Source organism: Nonomuraea sp. NPDC003201 (assembly GCF_053590415.1).
The window spans coordinates 13,829-28,725 of record NZ_JBSFTC010000137.1 but is presented as its reverse complement, the minus strand read 5'-3'; the positions used below and the strand labels follow the sequence as shown (position 1 = coordinate 28,725).

Here is a 14,897-nt window from a genome sequence, read left to right as displayed (position 1 = left end):
GCCCCGCCCCGGCGGGGGTGGGGGCGCCGGCGCCCCCCCCCCCGCCGGCGGCGCCCCCCCCCCCGCCCGCCCCCACCACCCCCCCCCCGGCGGCGCCGGGCCCGGTGACGGGGCGGACGCCGCAGGCCAGCACGACGAGGTCGGCCTCGATCAGCTCGCCGCCGGCCAGCCGGACGCCGTCCTCCCGCACCGACTCGGCGCTGACGCCGGTGCGGATCTCGACGCCGAGCCCGGCGAGCGTCTCGCCGAGCACCTCGCCCGCCTCGACGTCGAGCTGGCGCTCCATGAGGTGCCCGGCCAGGTGCAGCAGCGTCACGGGCAGGCCGCGCCCGGCCAGCCCGCGGGCGGCCTCGATGCCGAGCAGGCCGCCGCCGACGACCACGGCCCTGCGGGCCTGGTCGGCGGCCTCCATGATGCGCTCGCAGTCGTCGAGCGTGCGGAACGGGATGGCCCGCTCCACGCCGGGGATCGGCGGCACGACGGCCTCGCTGCCCATGGCCAGGACCAGCAGGTCGTACGGCTCGCGCCGCCCGCCCTCGGTCACCACGTGCCTGGTCTCCCTGTCGATGTGGGCGACCGCGTCGCCGAAGGCGGCCTCGACGTTGTGGGCGTCGTACCAGGAGGATTCGAGCAGCCTCACCTGCTCGGGACGCGAGCTGCCGGCCAGCACGTTGGACAGCAGCACCCTGTTGTACGGCTGGCGCGACTCCGCGCCGAAGATCGTGATCCTGATGTGCGGGTCCCTGGTCCGTACCTCGCTGACCAGCCGCGACCCGGCCATCCCGTTGCCGACGACGACGAGCCTCATGTGTCCCTCTCCACCCTGACCGCGCAGACCTTGAACTCCGGCATCCTCGAGGTCGGGTCCAGCGCCGGGTTGGTGAGCCGGTTGGCGCCCTCCCAGTGGAAGGGCATGAAAACGGTGTCGCGCCTGATGGCGTCGCTGATCCTGGCCACGGCCTTCCCCTCGCCTCTCCTGCTGCTGACCCGTACGACGTCCCCGGGCGAGATGTCGAGCTGCTCGGCGAGGTCCGGGTGCAGCTCGACGAACGGCTCGGGAGCCGCCTGGACGAGCGGCGCGATCCTGCGGGTCTGGGCGCCGCTCTGGTAGTGGGCGAGCACCCGTCCGGTGCTCAGGTAGATCGGGTAGTCCGCGTCGGTCTCCTCGGCCGCGGGCCGGTGCTGGACGGGCACGAACCTGGCGCGGCCGTCCGGGTGGGCGAAGGAGTCGAGGAACGGGCGCGGCGTGCCGGGGTGCTCCGGTTCGGGGCAGGGCCAGAAGACGCCCTTCTCTTCGGTGATGCGCTCGTAGGTGATGCCCGAGTAGTCGGCCGCCCCGCCCTTGCTCGCGCGGCGCAGCTCGTCGAAGATCTTGACCGGCTCGGTCTCCAAGGGGTGCCCGAGCCGTTCGGCGAGCCCGGCGAGCACGTCGAGGTCGCTCCTGACGCCCTCGGGCGGGGCCACGGCCCGGTTGCGGAGCAGGACGCGGCCTTCGAGGTTGGTCATGGTGCCGGTCTCCTCGGCCCACTGCGTGACCGGGAAGACCACGTCGGCCATCGCCGCGGTCTCGGACATGACGAAGTCGCAGGTCACCAGCAGGTCGAGGGAGGCGATGCGCTCGGCCACGTGCTCGGAGGCGGGCGCGGAGATCACGGGGTTGGAGCCGAACAGGAGCAGCGCCCGCGGCCCGCCGGGGGTGCCGAGGGCGTCGAGCAGCTCGTACGCCGACCGCCCCGGCCCCGGGAGGCTGTCCGCCGGGACGCCCCACACGCCCGCGACGTGCTCGCGGGCCGCCGGGTCGTCGATCTTGCGGTAGCCGGGGAGCTGGTCGGCCTTCTGCCCGTGCTCCCTGCCGCCCTGGCCGTTGCCCTGCCCGGTCACGCAGCCGTACCCGGAGCCGTGCCGCCCGGGCAGGCCCAGCGCCAGCGCCAGGTTGATGAACGCGCTGACCGTGTCGGTGCCCTTGGCGTGCTGCTCGGCGCCGCGCCCGGTCAGGATGTACGCGTTGCCCGCCGCGGCCAGCGCCCGGACGGCCTGCCGCATCCGGTAGACCGGCACCCCGGTGATCCGCTCCACCCGCTCCGGCCACCAGGCGGCCAGCGAGGTGCGGACCTCCTCGTACCCGGTGGTCCTGGCCGCCACGTACGCCTCGTCCACGAGCTCGTCGGCGATGGCCAGGTGCAGCATCCCGAGCGCCAGGGCCAGGTCGGTGCCGGGCGTGGGCTGCAGGTGCAGCCAGGCCTGCCTGGCCGTCTGGGAGCGCCGCGGGTCGATGACGATCACCCGGGGTCCCGACAGGTGGCGCACGAACGGCGGCATGGTCTCGGCGACGTTCGCGCCGGCCAGCAGCACGATGTCGGCCTCGGCCAGGTCGGTGATGGGGAACGGCATGCCGCGGTCCATGCCGAACGCCTCGATCGAGGCGGCGGCGGCCGACGACATGCAGAAGCGGCCGTTGTAGTCGATCTGGCTGGTGCCCAGCGCGACCCTGGCGAACTTGCCGAGCGTGTAGGCCTTCTCGTTGGTGAGCCCGCCGCCGCCGAACACGGCCACGCCGTCGGGGCCGTGTTCGGCGCGGATCGCGGACAGCCGCTCCGCCACGTGGTCGAGCGCGACCTCCCACTCCACCGGCTCGCCGTGCAGGAGCGGGGTGGTCAGGCGCTCGCCGTTGGTGAGCAGCTCGCCCGCCGTCCAGCCCTTCTGGCACAGCGCGCCGGAGGCGTTGGCAGGGATGTCGGTCCTGGGGCTGATGGCCAGGCCCGGGCCGATCTCCATGCCGCACTGGAGTGCGCAGTACGGGCAGTGTGTCTTCACGGGCTCGCTCATCGGGTCAGACCCGGGCATAGGCGAGGCTGGCCACGACCGAGGCGCCGACCTTGCGGGTGTAGCACCACCAGGTCAGGGCGAAACAGGACACGTAGAAGGCGCCGAAGGCGAGGAAGGCGGGCGCCGGGGTCCCGGCCGCGGCGAACGACATCCCGAACGCCCGGTTGATGAGGAACCCGCCCAGCGCTCCCACCGCCGAGATGATGCCGATGGCGGCCGAGGCCTGGCGCTTGCCGTACAGCAGGGACTCCTCGCCCTCGCCGCGCTCGGCGACGGCCTTGGCCTGGAAGATGGCCGGGATCATGCGGTACGTGGAGCCGTTCCCGATGCCGGCGGTGACGAAGAGGAGCTGGAAGGACAGGAAGAACATCCAGAAGTTGCCGGAGGTGCTGGCCGCCCAGACCAGCAGCACCCCGCCGCCCATCCCGGCGAAGTTCCACAGCGTGACGGGGGCGCCGCCGAGCCTGTCGGCCAGCCAGCCGCCCACCGGCCTGATCAGCGAGCCCAGCAGCGGCCCGACGAACGCCACGGCGGCGAACGGGGCCTCGGGGAAGAGGCTCTTGCTGAGCAGCGGGAAGGCCGTGGAGTAGCCGATGAACGAGCCGAAGGTCCCGATGTACAGGAACGACATGATCCAGGTCTGGGCCTTGCCCGCCACCGCGAGTTGCTCGCGCGGGTTGGCCCTGGCGCTGGTGAGGTTGTCCATGAAGAAGAAGGCGCAGGCGCCGGCCACGACGACGAACGGGATCCAGAACCACCCGGCCGCGGCCAGCCCGAGCGAGCCGATCACCAGCGGCATGACGAGCTGGACCGAGCTGACGCCGATGTTGCCGCCCGCGGCGTTCAGCCCCAGGGCGACCCCCTGCTTGTGGCGGGGGTAGAAGTAGGTGATGTTGGCCATGCTGGAGGCGAAGTTCCCCCCGCCGACCCCGGCCAGCGCCGCGATCACCAGGAACAGCCAGTACGGCGTCTCCGGGTTTCCGACGGCCACGCCGAGCAACACGGCCGGGATGAGCAGCAGCGCCGCGCTCACCACGGTGAAGTTGCGCCCGCCGAACTTGGCCGGGCCGAACGTGTAGGGCACGCGCAGCACCGAGCCGACCAGGTTGGGCAGCGCGACCAGCCAGAAGAGCTGGTCCGTGGAGAACTTGTAGACCCCCATCTTGGTGGCCACGATGCTCCACAGCGTCCACACGGTGAAGCCGAGGTGCTCGGCGACGATCGAGAAGATCAGGTTGCGCCGTGCGACGCGCTTGCCTGAGCTCTCCCAGAAAGCTGGGTCATCGGGGTGCCACTCGGCGATCCAGCGCGCCATCGGCTTTCTCCTACGTTCGGCGTCCGGGGGGAACTCCAAAGTAGGAAGCGCGCGTTACGCACTTTGACGATCCGTGGCTGTGCGTTCGTTACGTGTGATTCACCGGCGTAACAAGCCACGCACATGCGTCACGGAGGAAACCTGCTCGTAATACGGGCCGATGATCAGGCGTAATCTTCTGCGTGGCTTGTCACGATACGTGAGCGATCAGTCCTGGCGGTCGGCCAGGCGCCGCAGCGGCTCGCCGGTCAGCCGGTACTTCAGCCACTCGTCCTGGCGCACCGCGCCGAGCCTGTCGTAGAAGGCGACGCTGGGCTCGTTCCAGTCGAGCACCACCCATTCGAAGCGCTGGTAGCCGCGCTCGGCGCAGATCCCGGCCAGCTCCTTCATGAGCGAGACCCCGTGGCCGCCGCCCCGGTGCTGGGGGCGTACGTACAGGTCCTCCATGTAGATGCCGTGCACGCCGCGCCACGTCGAGAACGTCAGGAACCAGAGCGTGAAGCCGGCCACCTCGCCGTCGTGCTCGGCGATGTGGACGAACGCGGCCGGGTTGTCGGCGAAGAGCGCGGTGTGCAGCTGCTCCTCGGTGACCGTCGCCTCGTGCGCGGCCTTCTCGTACTCGGCGAGCTCACGGATCATGCTGGCGATTTCGGGCACGTCGGCGGGTGTCGCGGGGCGAATCATGGCACCCAGCGTATGACCCCTCCCCGATTGAACCCGCCCAGTGTGTCAAACGTCGTAGTTGTCAGAACGGTATTCGGGGACCGTGGCAGACGCTCAGGCAAGGTATCGGACTGGGGAGCGGAACCGATGGGCGTTGCACAGCAACCGGGGGTACTCCTGCCCTCGTGCCCCGATCTCAAGCTGGCCCTCGTGCTGGGCGAGCGGGCGCTGTTCGTGAACGGCGACCTGCAGACCGCACGGCGCTGGTTCGACTCGGCGTACCGGCTGGCCGAGCTCTGCGGCGACCCGTCGTCGCTGGCGCGGGCGGCCCTGGGGCTGGGCGGGATCTGGGTGCACGAGCACAGGACATGTGCGGAGTCGGAGATGGTACGCGCCCGCCAGCGGCACGCGCTGTCCTTGATCGACCCCCGCTCGTCGCCGGCCCTGCGGCTGCGCGTGCGGTTGCGGGGCGAGGAGGACTACCGCGCGGGCCGGCACACCACGATCATGGAGCTGCTGGCCGAGACCAGGGGCTCCGGCGACGGGGCGGCGCTGGCCGAGGCGCTGAGCCTGGCGCACCACTGCCTGCTCGGCCCCGAGCACGCGGCGATCAGGCTGGAGCTGGCGAGCGAGCTGATCGGCCAGGCGGCCGTCACCGAGCGCAGGGGCGACCTGCTGATGGGCCTGCTGTGGCGGACGGTCGACCTCTACCTGGCCGCGGACCCGCACGCCGAGCGCGGCCTGGAGGAGCTGCGCGGCCTGCTGACCGGCCACGACCACCTCGCGGTCGGGTACGTGGTCGAGGCGATCGAGGTCATGCTGACCATCCGCGCGGGCCGCTTCGCCGAGGCCGAGAAGCGGGCCGGCGAGTGCTTCGAGCGCGGCGTGGCCGCCGGCGACATGGACGCGACCGGCTGGTACGGCGGCCAGCTCGGCGCCATCCGCTGGTTCCAGGGCCGGGCCGCCGAGCTGCTGCCCGTGCTGTCGGACCTGGTCAGCTCGCCCACGCTGAGCCCGATCGACAACTCGTACCTGGCGGGCCTGGCGCTGGCCGCGGCCGTCGCGGGCGACCGGCGCGCGGCGGCCGGGCACCTGGCCAGGCTGCGCGTGGAGGAGATGCCGGGGTCGAGCACCTGGCTGCTCTCGATGTACTGCGTCGTGGAGACCGCCCACCTGCTGCAGGACCCGGACACGGCCGCCCGCGCGTACGCGCTGCTGCGCCCGTTCGCGGACCTGCCGGTGGTCGCCAGCCTGGGCGTGGCCTGCTTCGGCTCCGTGCACCACTCGCTGGGCATGGCCGCGCTCACCACCGGGGACCTGTCCACGGCGGTGGAGCACCTGCGGGCGGCCGTGCGGGGGAACTTCGCCTTGGGGCACTGGCCGGCCGCCGCGCTGTCGAGGTGGCGGCTGGGCCAGGCGCTGGCGCTGCGCGACGGGACGCAGGACAAGGCGGCCAACCGGGAGCAGGCCGCCGCCGCGCGGGAGGCCAGGGAGCTCGGCATGGTGCTGCCGTCCGTGGTCGGGCGCTCGTCCTCGGGGCAGGACGGCTGCCGCTTCCGCAGGCACGGGCGGCACTGGCAGGTCGAGCTGGGCGGGCGGCTCGCGCTCGTCGACCACAGCGTCGGGATGGCGCACCTGGCCACGCTGGTCGCCAATCCGGGCCGGGAGGTCCTCGCCGCCGACCTGGCCGCGGGGTCGTGGACGCGCGGGCCCGAGGGCGGGTCGGCCCAGCCGGTGCTGGACGACCAGGCCAGGGAGACCTACCGGCAGCGGCTGGGCCAGCTGGAGGCGGAGATCGACGAGCTGGAGTCGATGAACGACCTGGAGCGGGCGGCGGGGCTGCGGCTGGAGCGCGAGTGGCTGGTGGCGGAGCTGACGGCGGCGACGGGCATCGGCGGGCGGGCGCGGCCGTTCACGGGGAGCGAGGAGCGGGCCAGGATCGCCGTGGGCAAGGCGATCAGGCGGGCGCTGGGGCGGATCTCGGCGGTGGACCAGGCGATCGGGGAGGAACTGCGCGCCACAGTGCAGACGGGGCTGCGCTGCTGCTACCGGCCCCGGTAGCTGACCTGCGGCGGGACCGGCCCTCGGGGCGGAGCGCGGTTCCCATCCGGGAGACTGTTCCCATGGAACAACGCATGTTGGGACGAACAGGACGCCAGGTGGGCACGGTCGGCCTCGGCGCGTGGCAGCTCGGCGCCGACTGGGGCCAGGTGACGGAGGACGAGGCGTTCGCCACCCTGGGGGCCGCCGTGGACGCCGGGGTCACCTTCATCGACACGGCCGACGTCTACGGTGACGGCCGGAGCGAGCAGATCGTCGGCCGCTTCGCCAAGGGGCGGCCGGAGCTGACCGTGGCCACCAAGATGGGCCGCCGGCTGGAGCAGATCCCCGCCAACTACGTGATGGCCAACTTCCGGGTCTGGAACGAGCGCTCGCGCCAGAACCTCGGCGTGGACACCCTCGACCTGGTCCAGCTCCACTGCCCGCCGACCCCGGTGTACTCGACGGACGCCGTGTTCGACGCGCTGGACACGCTGGTGGCCGAGCAGAAGATCGCCGCGTACGGGGTCAGCGTGGAGACGTGCGAGGAGGCGCTGACGGCGATCGCGCGGCCGGGGGTGGCGTCCGTGCAGATCATCCTCAACGCGTTCCGGCTCAAGCCGCTGGAGCGGGTCCTGCCCGCCGCCCGGGCCGCCGGGGTGGGCATCATCGCCCGGGTCCCGCTGGCCAGCGGCCTGCTGTCCGGCCGGTACGACGAGCACACGACCTTCGGCGCGGACGACCACCGCACCTACAACCGGCGGGGAGAGGCGTTCGACGTCGGCGAGACCTTCTCGGGCGTGGACTTCCGCACGGGCCTGGAGGCGGTCCGCCGCCTGGTTCCCCTGGTGCCGGAGGGCCTGACGATGGCCCAGTTCGCGCTGCGCTGGATCCTCGACCAGCCCGGCGTGTCGGTGGTGATCCCCGGCGCCCGCAACACGTCCCAGGCCACCGCGAACGCGGCCGCCGCGTCGTCCGCGCCGCTACCGCCGGCCACGCTCGAAGCGGTCGAGGCCGTCTACGACGACCTGATCCGGCCGCAGGTCCACGACCGCTGGTAGGTGCATTGACGGGGCGCCGTCCCCGCCGCCCACGCCTCCCCCTCCGGCTGCACGGCCGAGCTCAACACCCAGGAGCGCTGGGCCACGAGCCTGTGCACGTCGGGCACCGGCGAGCACCGCATCCGACCGCGCCCGGTCCCGGGCCGCGCCCGCACGGCACTCGCCGGGGTCGTCCTCCACCCGATCGGGGAGCAGCACGGCCTGGCCGGTGCGGTGAGACCCCCGTGGCGGCGGGGTGAGGCACGGGTGGCCGCGACGGCGCGCGGACCATGATTGTCGGTGGCGGCGCGTAGCGTCGCGGCTGTGAATCGCACCGACCGGCTCTACGCACTCGTCGAAGACCTGCGCGCCATCGCGCCCCGCTGCCGCTCCGCCCGCGAGCTGGCCAAGCGGTTCGAGGTGAGCGTGCGCACGATCGAGCGCGACATCACCGCCCTGCAGGAGTCAGGGGTGCCGATCTACGCCGAGGCGGGCCGCAAGGGCGGTTACGCGATCGACAAGAAGATGTCCCTGCCCCCGCTCAACTTCACCCCGGCCGAAGCGGTGGCCATCGCGGTGGCGCTCAGCCAGGCCGGCGACCAGCCGTTCGGCCGGCAGGCCCGCAGCGCGTTACGCAAGGTCGTGGCCGCGATGCCGGGCTCCGAGGGCGACCTGGCCAGGGAGCTGGCGCGGCGCGTGCAGCTCGTCCACCACCCGCCGGAGCCCGGCTCCCCCGAGGTCCGGCCGCTCGGGGGCGAGGGCATCTCCCGGGCCATCGAGGAGGCGCTGCTGCGGCGGCGCGTGCTCAGGCTCGAATACGCCGACGCCAAGGGCGCGCTGACCTCGCGGGACGTCGAGCCGGGGGTGTTCCTGGGCGGGCGGGGCGGGTTCTGGTATCTCGTGGCCTGGTGCCGGTTACGCGATGACGTACGGGTCTTCCGGCTCGATCGCATCGCCGCCGCGACCGTGACCGCCGAGCGCAGCCCCGACCGGCCGCTCGAAGGCTTCGCCGCCGACGTGCCCAACATGATCGTGGACACCGCCATGCTCGATTAGTCAATCGAAAACACCGACATAGGGTTGTCGCCACAGCGTTAGATCGTTGCTCTGTTCGAGAAAGGTTCAGTGACGAGGAGACGACGATGGACAACACCGTGACCTGGTTCGAGATCGCGACCGACGATCCCGAAGGCGCCCAGGCGTTCTACGGTGGGTTGTTCGGCTGGACGTTCAGCGCCGGCGAGGGGCCGATCGACTACCGGATGATCGGCTATCCGGGCGGCGAGCAGCCCGGCGGCGGGCTGTTCAACACCAAGGGCGAGTTCCCGGCGCACGCGATCTTCCACGTGCAGGTGGCCGACGTCGAGGCGGCCTGCACCAAGAGCGAGTCGCTGGGCGGCAAGGTGATCACGAAGGTGATCGACGACGGCGCCGGCACCGACTTCGCCTACCTGCGTGACACGTCCGGGAGCGTCTTCGGGGTCTTCCACCGCAGGTGAGCTTCCCCCACAGGTGAATCACCCGTTCGAGGGCCGGGGAGGACGCCTTCCCCGCAGACCCCCGGCGTACGGACGGGCCGCTTCCTAGGAGCGGTTCACCCCTTGCCCTGGGCACGCCGCCGATCGCCGAGCGGCGGCGCGTCCAGGGCCCATCCCCCGTGTCAGAAGGCGGCCTTGGACAGCCAGCGCTTGAGGAGGTCGGCGTCGCCGTACACGGTCAGCGCCTCGGGCGAGCGCCGGCCGTAGAGCATGAGCAGCAGGTCCTGGGCCGTCCCCTGGACGGCGCAGTCGCCCTTGGTGTGCCCGCGCGCCCAGTCGACCGTCCCGGCCGGGCCCTGAGTGATGGTCCACTCGCCGTCGGCGTCGTTCGCGTGGAGGTGGATCGTGGCCCCCTCCGCCTCGAGCTCCGCCAGCGACCGGGTCACCCAGGTCGCGTACGGCAGGTTGTGCAGGAATTCCTCGATGCCGTCGATCGCGACCTCGGCCGGGACGACCGGGTCGATGCCGAGCGCGAGCTCCGCGTCGACCCGGTGGATCACCAGCTCGAAGAGCATCCGGCGGGGCCACCACGACGCCTGCCGGTCCGGGCCCCACGTCCACACCGCCAGCGAGGGGTCGGTGTCGCCGAGCGTGCCGAGCAGCTCGGCCGCCCCGGCGGTCAGCCAGGCCGCGTCGCCGCTCTGCCCCTCGGCCAGCCCGCTGGGCACCTGGCGCGACCAGATCCGCTCCTGGACCTGGTTGCGCAGCACGTGCACCGCCCAGCGGTGCGTCTGGCCGACGTGCGTGATCAGCTCGGCGAGCGTCCATCCCGGGCACGTGGGCACCGGGACGGACAGGTCCGTGGCCAGGGCCGCCAGGCGGGCGGTCTCGGCGTCGATGAGCGAGTCGTATGTCACAGGCCCCACCCTAGGCCGCCGGGCAGGTCGCGCCCTTCTGCGGGAGCTTGCCGTCGATCAGGAACGAGTCCACGAGCTCCAGCACGCACTTGCTGCCCGACAGGTAGGCGCCGTGCCCCTCGCCCTCGTACGTCACCAGCCTGGCGGTCTTGAGCTGGGCCGTCAGCTTGGGCGCCCACTCGTACGGCGTCGCCGGGTCGCCCTTGCCGCCGATCACGACGATCGGCGCCGAGCCGGTGGCGTTCACGTGCCGCGCCTGATCGCTGCCCTTGGCCGGCCAGACCCGGCACAGCCCGCCGGACCCCTCGCTGCCGAACAGCGGCGAGATCTTCATGGCGGCCGCCTCGGTGCGGCGCAGCTCGGCCTCGCTGGGCCGCTCGGAGGTGTCCACGCAGGTGATGGCCGGGAAGCTGGTCATCTGCGTGGAGTATTTGCCGTCCTGGGAGCGGCCGGTGTAGGAGTCGGCCAGGTAGAGCAGCGCCTCGCCGCGCCCCTTGATCGCCTCCGAGAGCGCCTGCTCCAGGAAGGGCCAGGTCAGCTCCGAGTACAGCGCCGCCGCCACGCCCGTGGCGGCCAGGCCCTGGGTGAGCTCGCGGGTGCCGACCTTCAGCGGCTGGGTGGTGAGCTGGTTCAGCAGCTTGTCGACGTTCGCGTTGGCGGTCTCCTGGTCCTTGCCGATGTCGCACTTGTTCTTGACGCACGAGCGCAGGAAGCTCTCGTACGCCTTCTGGAACCCGCGCGTCTGCACCAGCGTGCGCTGCTCGAACGTCACCGTCGGGTCGAGCGGCGCGTCGAGCACCATGCGGCCGACCTTCTTCGGGAACTCGGTGGCGTACACGGCGCCGAGCTGCGTGCCGTACGACATGCCGATGTAGTTGAGCTTGGGGTCGCCGACCGCGTCGCGGATCCGGTCCATGTCCCGGGCGGCGTTCACGGTGCCGATGTACGGGAGGATCTTGCCGGAGTTCTGCTGGCAGAGGGCGGCGAACTGCTTGTTGGCCGCCGCGGTCTCCTGGTGGGTCTGGCTGTCGGACGGCAGCGTGTCCAGCGCGGTGAACCTGTCCATCTCCACGGTGTCGCCGCAGCGCACGCCGGAGCTGCGCTCCACGCCGCGCGGGTCGAAGCTGATCAGGTCGTATCGGGCGCGCAGCCCGGTGAGCGCCTTGGCGGCCTGGTCGAGCGTGTCGACGCCGGAGGCGCCGGGACCGCCGAAGTTGAAGACCACCGAGCCCAGCCGGTTCTTGCCGGTGGTGGGCAGTTTGATGAGCGCCAGGTCCAGCTTCTCGCCGTCGGGCTTGTTGTAGTCCAGGGGAACGGCCAGCTTCCCGCACCGTACCGAACTGTCCTGGCTGGCCGGTGGCTCACCGCCGGGACGCTTGATGTCGGTGCACGGCCCCCAGCTGATCGTGCCGGTGTCCGCCGTCGACTGCGTGGCGGGCTCGGCCGGCACGGTGGAACAACCGGCGACGACCGGGATGAGCAGGGCGGCTAGGACGCGTCGCATAAACAGACTTCTCCCTCGTCTCTCAGGGGGAAGTAGTGCCCACAATACGTGACGCCGCACCATACCTGGGTGAGGCGGCACGTACCCCTCCTGAACGTGCCGCCTCACAGGCCGAACGCCGCGGGCGGCGAAAATGACGGCGCCCCCGCGAGAAGTACTTCGCGGGAGCGCCGCTCCTGGATGACTCAGACGCCCATCGATTGGGTGTCGTTGCTCTCCGCGCCGCCCGCCTCGGTGACGCCGTTCTTGAGGTGGTAGCGGGCGATCGCCTCGCGCAGCACCTCGCCGTCGAGCTCGCCCCGCTTGACCAGGCTGGTCAGCACGGCCAGCGTGATCGAGGCGGCGTCGACGTGGAAGTGTCGGCGCAGCGCCGAGCGGGTGTCGGACAGGCCGAACCCGTCGGTGCCCAGCGAGGACCAGTCACCCGGCACCCACTGCGCGATCTGGTCCTGCACGGCCTTCATGTAGTCGCTGACGCCCACGAACGGGCCCTGCGCCTGGGAGAGCGCCTGGGTCACGTACGGGACGCGCTGCTCGGTGTCGGGGTTGAGCAGGTTGTGCTCCTCGCAGGCCAGCGCGTCGCGGCGCAGCTCGGACCACGACGTCGCCGACCACACGGTGGCCGAGACGCCCCAGTCCTCGGCCAGCAGCCGCTGCGCCTCCATCGCCCACGGGCCCGCCACGCCGGAGGACAGGATGTTGGCCTTCGGACCCTGGGTCTGCGGCCCGTCGGCGAACTTGTACAGGCCCTTGAGCAGGGCCTGCACGTCGAGGTCGGCCGGCTGGGCGGGCTGCAGGTAGGGCTCGTTGTAGACGGTCAGGTAGTAGAAGACGTCCTCCGGCTGGTCGCCGTACATCCTCCGCAGGCCGTCCTTGACGATGTGCGCCACCTCGAACGCCCACGACGGGTCGTAGGAGATCGCGGCCGGGTTGGTGGAGGCGATGAGCGGCGTGTGGCCGTCCTCGTGCTGCAGGCCCTCACCGTTGAGCGTGGTACGGCCCGCGGTGGCGCCGAGCAGGAAGCCGCGGCCCATCTGGTCGCCCATCTGCCACATCTGGTCGCCGGTGCGCTGCCACCCGAACATCGAGTAGAAGATGTAGATCGGGATCATGTGCTCGCCGTGCGTGGCGTAGGCGGACCCCGCCGCGATGGCCGAGGCCATCGAGCCCGACTCGCTGATGCCCTCGTGCAGGATCTGGCCCTGCGTGGCCTCCTTGTACGACAGCAGCAGCTCCCTGTCGACGGCCTCGTACGTCTGGCCGTGCGGGGAGTAGATCTTGGCCGTCGGGAACATGGCGTCGAGACCGAACGTACGCGCCTCGTCCGGGATGATCGGCACGAACCGGTGGCCGATCTCCTTGTCGCGCATGAGGTCCTTGAGCAGCCGTACGAACGCCATCGTGGTGGCGACCTGCTGCTTGCCCGAGCCCTTGGCGAAGCCGCCGTAGACCTCGTCGGCGGGCAGCTTGACCGGCTTGGCGCGCATGACGCGCTTGGGCAGCACGCCGCCGAGCGCCGCGCGGCGCTCCTTCATGTACTGGATCTCGGGGTCGTTCTCGCCCGGGTGGAAGTACGGGGGCAGCTCGCCCTCCAGCGCGGAGTCCGGGATCGGCAGGTAGAGCCGGTCGCGGAACTCCTTCAGCTCGGCCTTGGTGAGCTTCTTCATCTGGTGGGTGGCGTTGCGCGCCTCGAAGTCCTTGCCCAGCGTCCAGCCCTTGATGGTCTGGGCGAGGATCACGGTCGGCTGGCCGACGTGCTCGCGGGCCGACTTGAACGCCGCGTAGACCTTGCGGTAGTCGTGGCCGCCGCGCGACAGCTTGCGGATGTCGTCGTCGGTCAGGTGCTCGACCATCTTGCGCAGGCGCGGGTCGCCGGCGAAGAAGTGCTCGCGGATGTACTCGCCGGACTCGACCGAGTAGGTCTGGAACTGGCCGTCGGGCGTGGTGTTCATCTGGTTGACCAGCACGCCGTCGACGTCGGCCGCCAGCAGCGGGTCCCAGTCGCGGCCCCACACGACCTTGATGACGTTCCAGCCGGCGCCGCGGAAGTACGACTCCAGCTCCTGGATGATCTTGCCGTTGCCGCGTACGGGACCGTCGAGCCGCTGCAGGTTGCAGTTGATCACGAACGTGAGGTTGTCGAGCTCCTCGCGGGCCGCCAGGCCGATCGCGCCGAGCGACTCGGGCTCGTCCATCTCGCCGTCGCCCAGGAACGCCCACACGTGGCTGCGGCTGGTGTCCTTGATCTGCCGGTTGAGCAGATAGCGGTTGAACCGCGCCTGGTAGATCGCGCCGATCGGGCCGAGACCCATGGAGACCGTCGGGAACTCCCAGAAGTCCGGCATGAGGCGCGGGTGGGGGTAGGAGGGCAGGCCGTGGAAGCCGTGCGACAGCTCCTGGCGGAAGGCGTCGAGCTGGGCCTCGTTGAGTCGGCCCTCGAGGAAGGCGCGGGCGTAGATGCCCGGCGCGGCATGCCCCTGGAAGAAGACCTGGTCGCCCGACTCGCCGTGATCCTTGCCACGGAAGAAGTGGTTGAAGCCCACTTCGTAGAGGGAGGCGGCGGAGGCGTAGGTGGCGATGTGGCCGCCGACGTTGGTGCGGGCGTTGGCCCTGGACACCATGATGGCCGCGTTCCAGCGGATGTAGGCGCGGATGCGGCGCTCGACGTGCTCGTCACCGGGGAACCAGGGCTCGCGCTCCGGCGGGATCGTGTTGATGTAGTCGGTGCTCCGCAAACCCGGCACCCCGACCTGGTGCTCGCGGGCCCGCTCCAGCATGCGCAGCATGAGGTAGCGGGCTCTGGTGCGGCCTTCGGTCTTGACGACGTTGTCGAGAGACTCGAGCCACTCGTTGGTCTCGCTGGGGTCGACATCAGGCAGCTGGCTGGGTAGGCCGTCGCTGATGATCGAGAATCGCTGGCGTCCGGAAGCCACTGGGTCTCGCCTTCCGAGGATGACTGATGTCTGGTCTGGGTCGCCTTCCATCCTGGTCGCTAGCCGTAGAAAACGCATCTCTACTGACCGGTAACCAGTGGTGTCCCTGCTGGCAGAGACAGATCAGATGGCCTAGACCACCGATGGTAGGACGAATCGCCACCAAAGGTTACATCCCGGG

Annotated in this window: 11 protein-coding genes; 4 read left to right on the top strand and 7 right to left on the bottom strand. The window is 71.3% G+C overall.

What is annotated here, in order from left to right; genetic code table 11:
* From ACWDX9_RS35645 to ACWDX9_RS35630, 4 genes are all read right to left on the bottom strand, one after another.
* Positions 1-808 (bottom strand): NAD(P)/FAD-dependent oxidoreductase (locus ACWDX9_RS35645; RefSeq protein WP_449961909.1); only part of this gene is annotated, 808 nt, incomplete at its 3' end.
* On the bottom strand, positions 805-2,826 hold the full coding sequence (locus ACWDX9_RS35640) for a molybdopterin oxidoreductase family protein (RefSeq protein ID WP_449961906.1): 2,022 nt from the start codon (positions 2,824-2,826) through the stop codon (positions 805-807). The genes ACWDX9_RS35645 and ACWDX9_RS35640, both read right to left, overlap by 4 nt.
* A 4-nt stretch (positions 2,827-2,830) precedes the next feature.
* On the bottom strand, positions 2,831-4,141 hold the full coding sequence (locus ACWDX9_RS35635) for an MFS transporter (protein WP_449961904.1): 1,311 nt from the start codon (positions 4,139-4,141) through the stop codon (positions 2,831-2,833).
* Positions 4,142-4,348: 207 nt separating this feature from the next.
* Positions 4,349-4,825, bottom strand: coding sequence for an N-acetyltransferase family protein (locus ACWDX9_RS35630; RefSeq protein WP_449961901.1), 477 nt, complete (start codon positions 4,823-4,825; stop codon positions 4,349-4,351).
* A 126-nt stretch (positions 4,826-4,951) separates the two neighbouring features.
* Here ACWDX9_RS35630 and ACWDX9_RS35625 point away from each other — a divergent pair, with 126 nt between their 5' ends.
* The 4 genes from ACWDX9_RS35625 to ACWDX9_RS35610 all read left to right on the top strand — a co-directional run bounded on the left by ACWDX9_RS35625 (position 4,952) and on the right by ACWDX9_RS35610 (position 9,383).
* Positions 4,952-6,865: a hypothetical protein gene (locus ACWDX9_RS35625; protein ID WP_449961898.1), complete on the top strand. Its 1,914-nt coding sequence runs from the start codon at positions 4,952-4,954 to the stop codon at positions 6,863-6,865.
* A gap of 62 nt (positions 6,866-6,927) precedes the next feature.
* Complete coding sequence (locus ACWDX9_RS35620) at positions 6,928-7,905, top strand: aldo/keto reductase (protein WP_449961896.1); 978 nt, start codon at positions 6,928-6,930, stop codon at positions 7,903-7,905.
* 303 nt (positions 7,906-8,208) lie between these two features.
* Positions 8,209-8,940 carry a helix-turn-helix transcriptional regulator gene (locus ACWDX9_RS35615; protein WP_350723111.1) on the top strand — a complete coding sequence of 244 codons (732 nt, stop codon included), beginning with the start codon at positions 8,209-8,211 and terminating at the stop codon, positions 8,938-8,940.
* An 86-nt stretch (positions 8,941-9,026) separates the two neighbouring features.
* Entirely contained in the window at positions 9,027-9,383 is a 357-nt protein-coding gene (locus ACWDX9_RS35610) for a VOC family protein (protein WP_449961894.1), read from the top strand.
* Between the two features lie 161 nt (positions 9,384-9,544).
* Here ACWDX9_RS35610 and ACWDX9_RS35605 read toward each other — a convergent pair whose 3' ends face one another.
* From ACWDX9_RS35605 to aceE, 3 genes are all read right to left on the bottom strand, one after another.
* The gene (locus ACWDX9_RS35605) at positions 9,545-10,279 is read right to left on the bottom strand and encodes a maleylpyruvate isomerase family mycothiol-dependent enzyme (RefSeq protein ID WP_449961891.1); all 735 of its coding nucleotides are present in this window, start codon (positions 10,277-10,279) and stop codon (positions 9,545-9,547) included.
* A 10-nt stretch (positions 10,280-10,289) separates the two neighbouring features.
* On the bottom strand, positions 10,290-11,783 hold the full coding sequence (locus ACWDX9_RS35600) for an alpha/beta hydrolase (protein ID WP_449961888.1): 1,494 nt from the start codon (positions 11,781-11,783) through the stop codon (positions 10,290-10,292).
* A gap of 185 nt (positions 11,784-11,968) precedes the next feature.
* The gene (gene aceE, locus ACWDX9_RS35595) at positions 11,969-14,716 is read right to left on the bottom strand and encodes a pyruvate dehydrogenase (acetyl-transferring), homodimeric type (protein ID WP_449961885.1); all 2,748 of its coding nucleotides are present in this window, start codon (positions 14,714-14,716) and stop codon (positions 11,969-11,971) included.
* Positions 14,717-14,897: the final 181 nt, after the last annotated feature.

Coding starts and splice junctions, on each gene's coding strand:
- ACWDX9_RS35640 (WP_449961906.1), bottom strand. CDS start 2,826: ATGAGCGAGCCCGTGAAGACACACTGCCCGTACTGCGCACTCCAGTGC.
- ACWDX9_RS35635 (WP_449961904.1), bottom strand. CDS start 4,141: ATGGCGCGCTGGATCGCCGAGTGGCACCCCGATGACCCAGCTTTCTGG.
- ACWDX9_RS35630 (WP_449961901.1), bottom strand. CDS start 4,825: ATGATTCGCCCCGCGACACCCGCCGACGTGCCCGAAATCGCCAGCATG.
- ACWDX9_RS35625 (WP_449961898.1), top strand. CDS start 4,952: ATGGGCGTTGCACAGCAACCGGGGGTACTCCTGCCCTCGTGCCCCGAT.
- ACWDX9_RS35620 (WP_449961896.1), top strand. CDS start 6,928: ATGGAACAACGCATGTTGGGACGAACAGGACGCCAGGTGGGCACGGTC.
- ACWDX9_RS35610 (WP_449961894.1), top strand. CDS start 9,027: ATGGACAACACCGTGACCTGGTTCGAGATCGCGACCGACGATCCCGAA.
- ACWDX9_RS35600 (WP_449961888.1), bottom strand. CDS start 11,783: ATGCGACGCGTCCTAGCCGCCCTGCTCATCCCGGTCGTCGCCGGTTGT.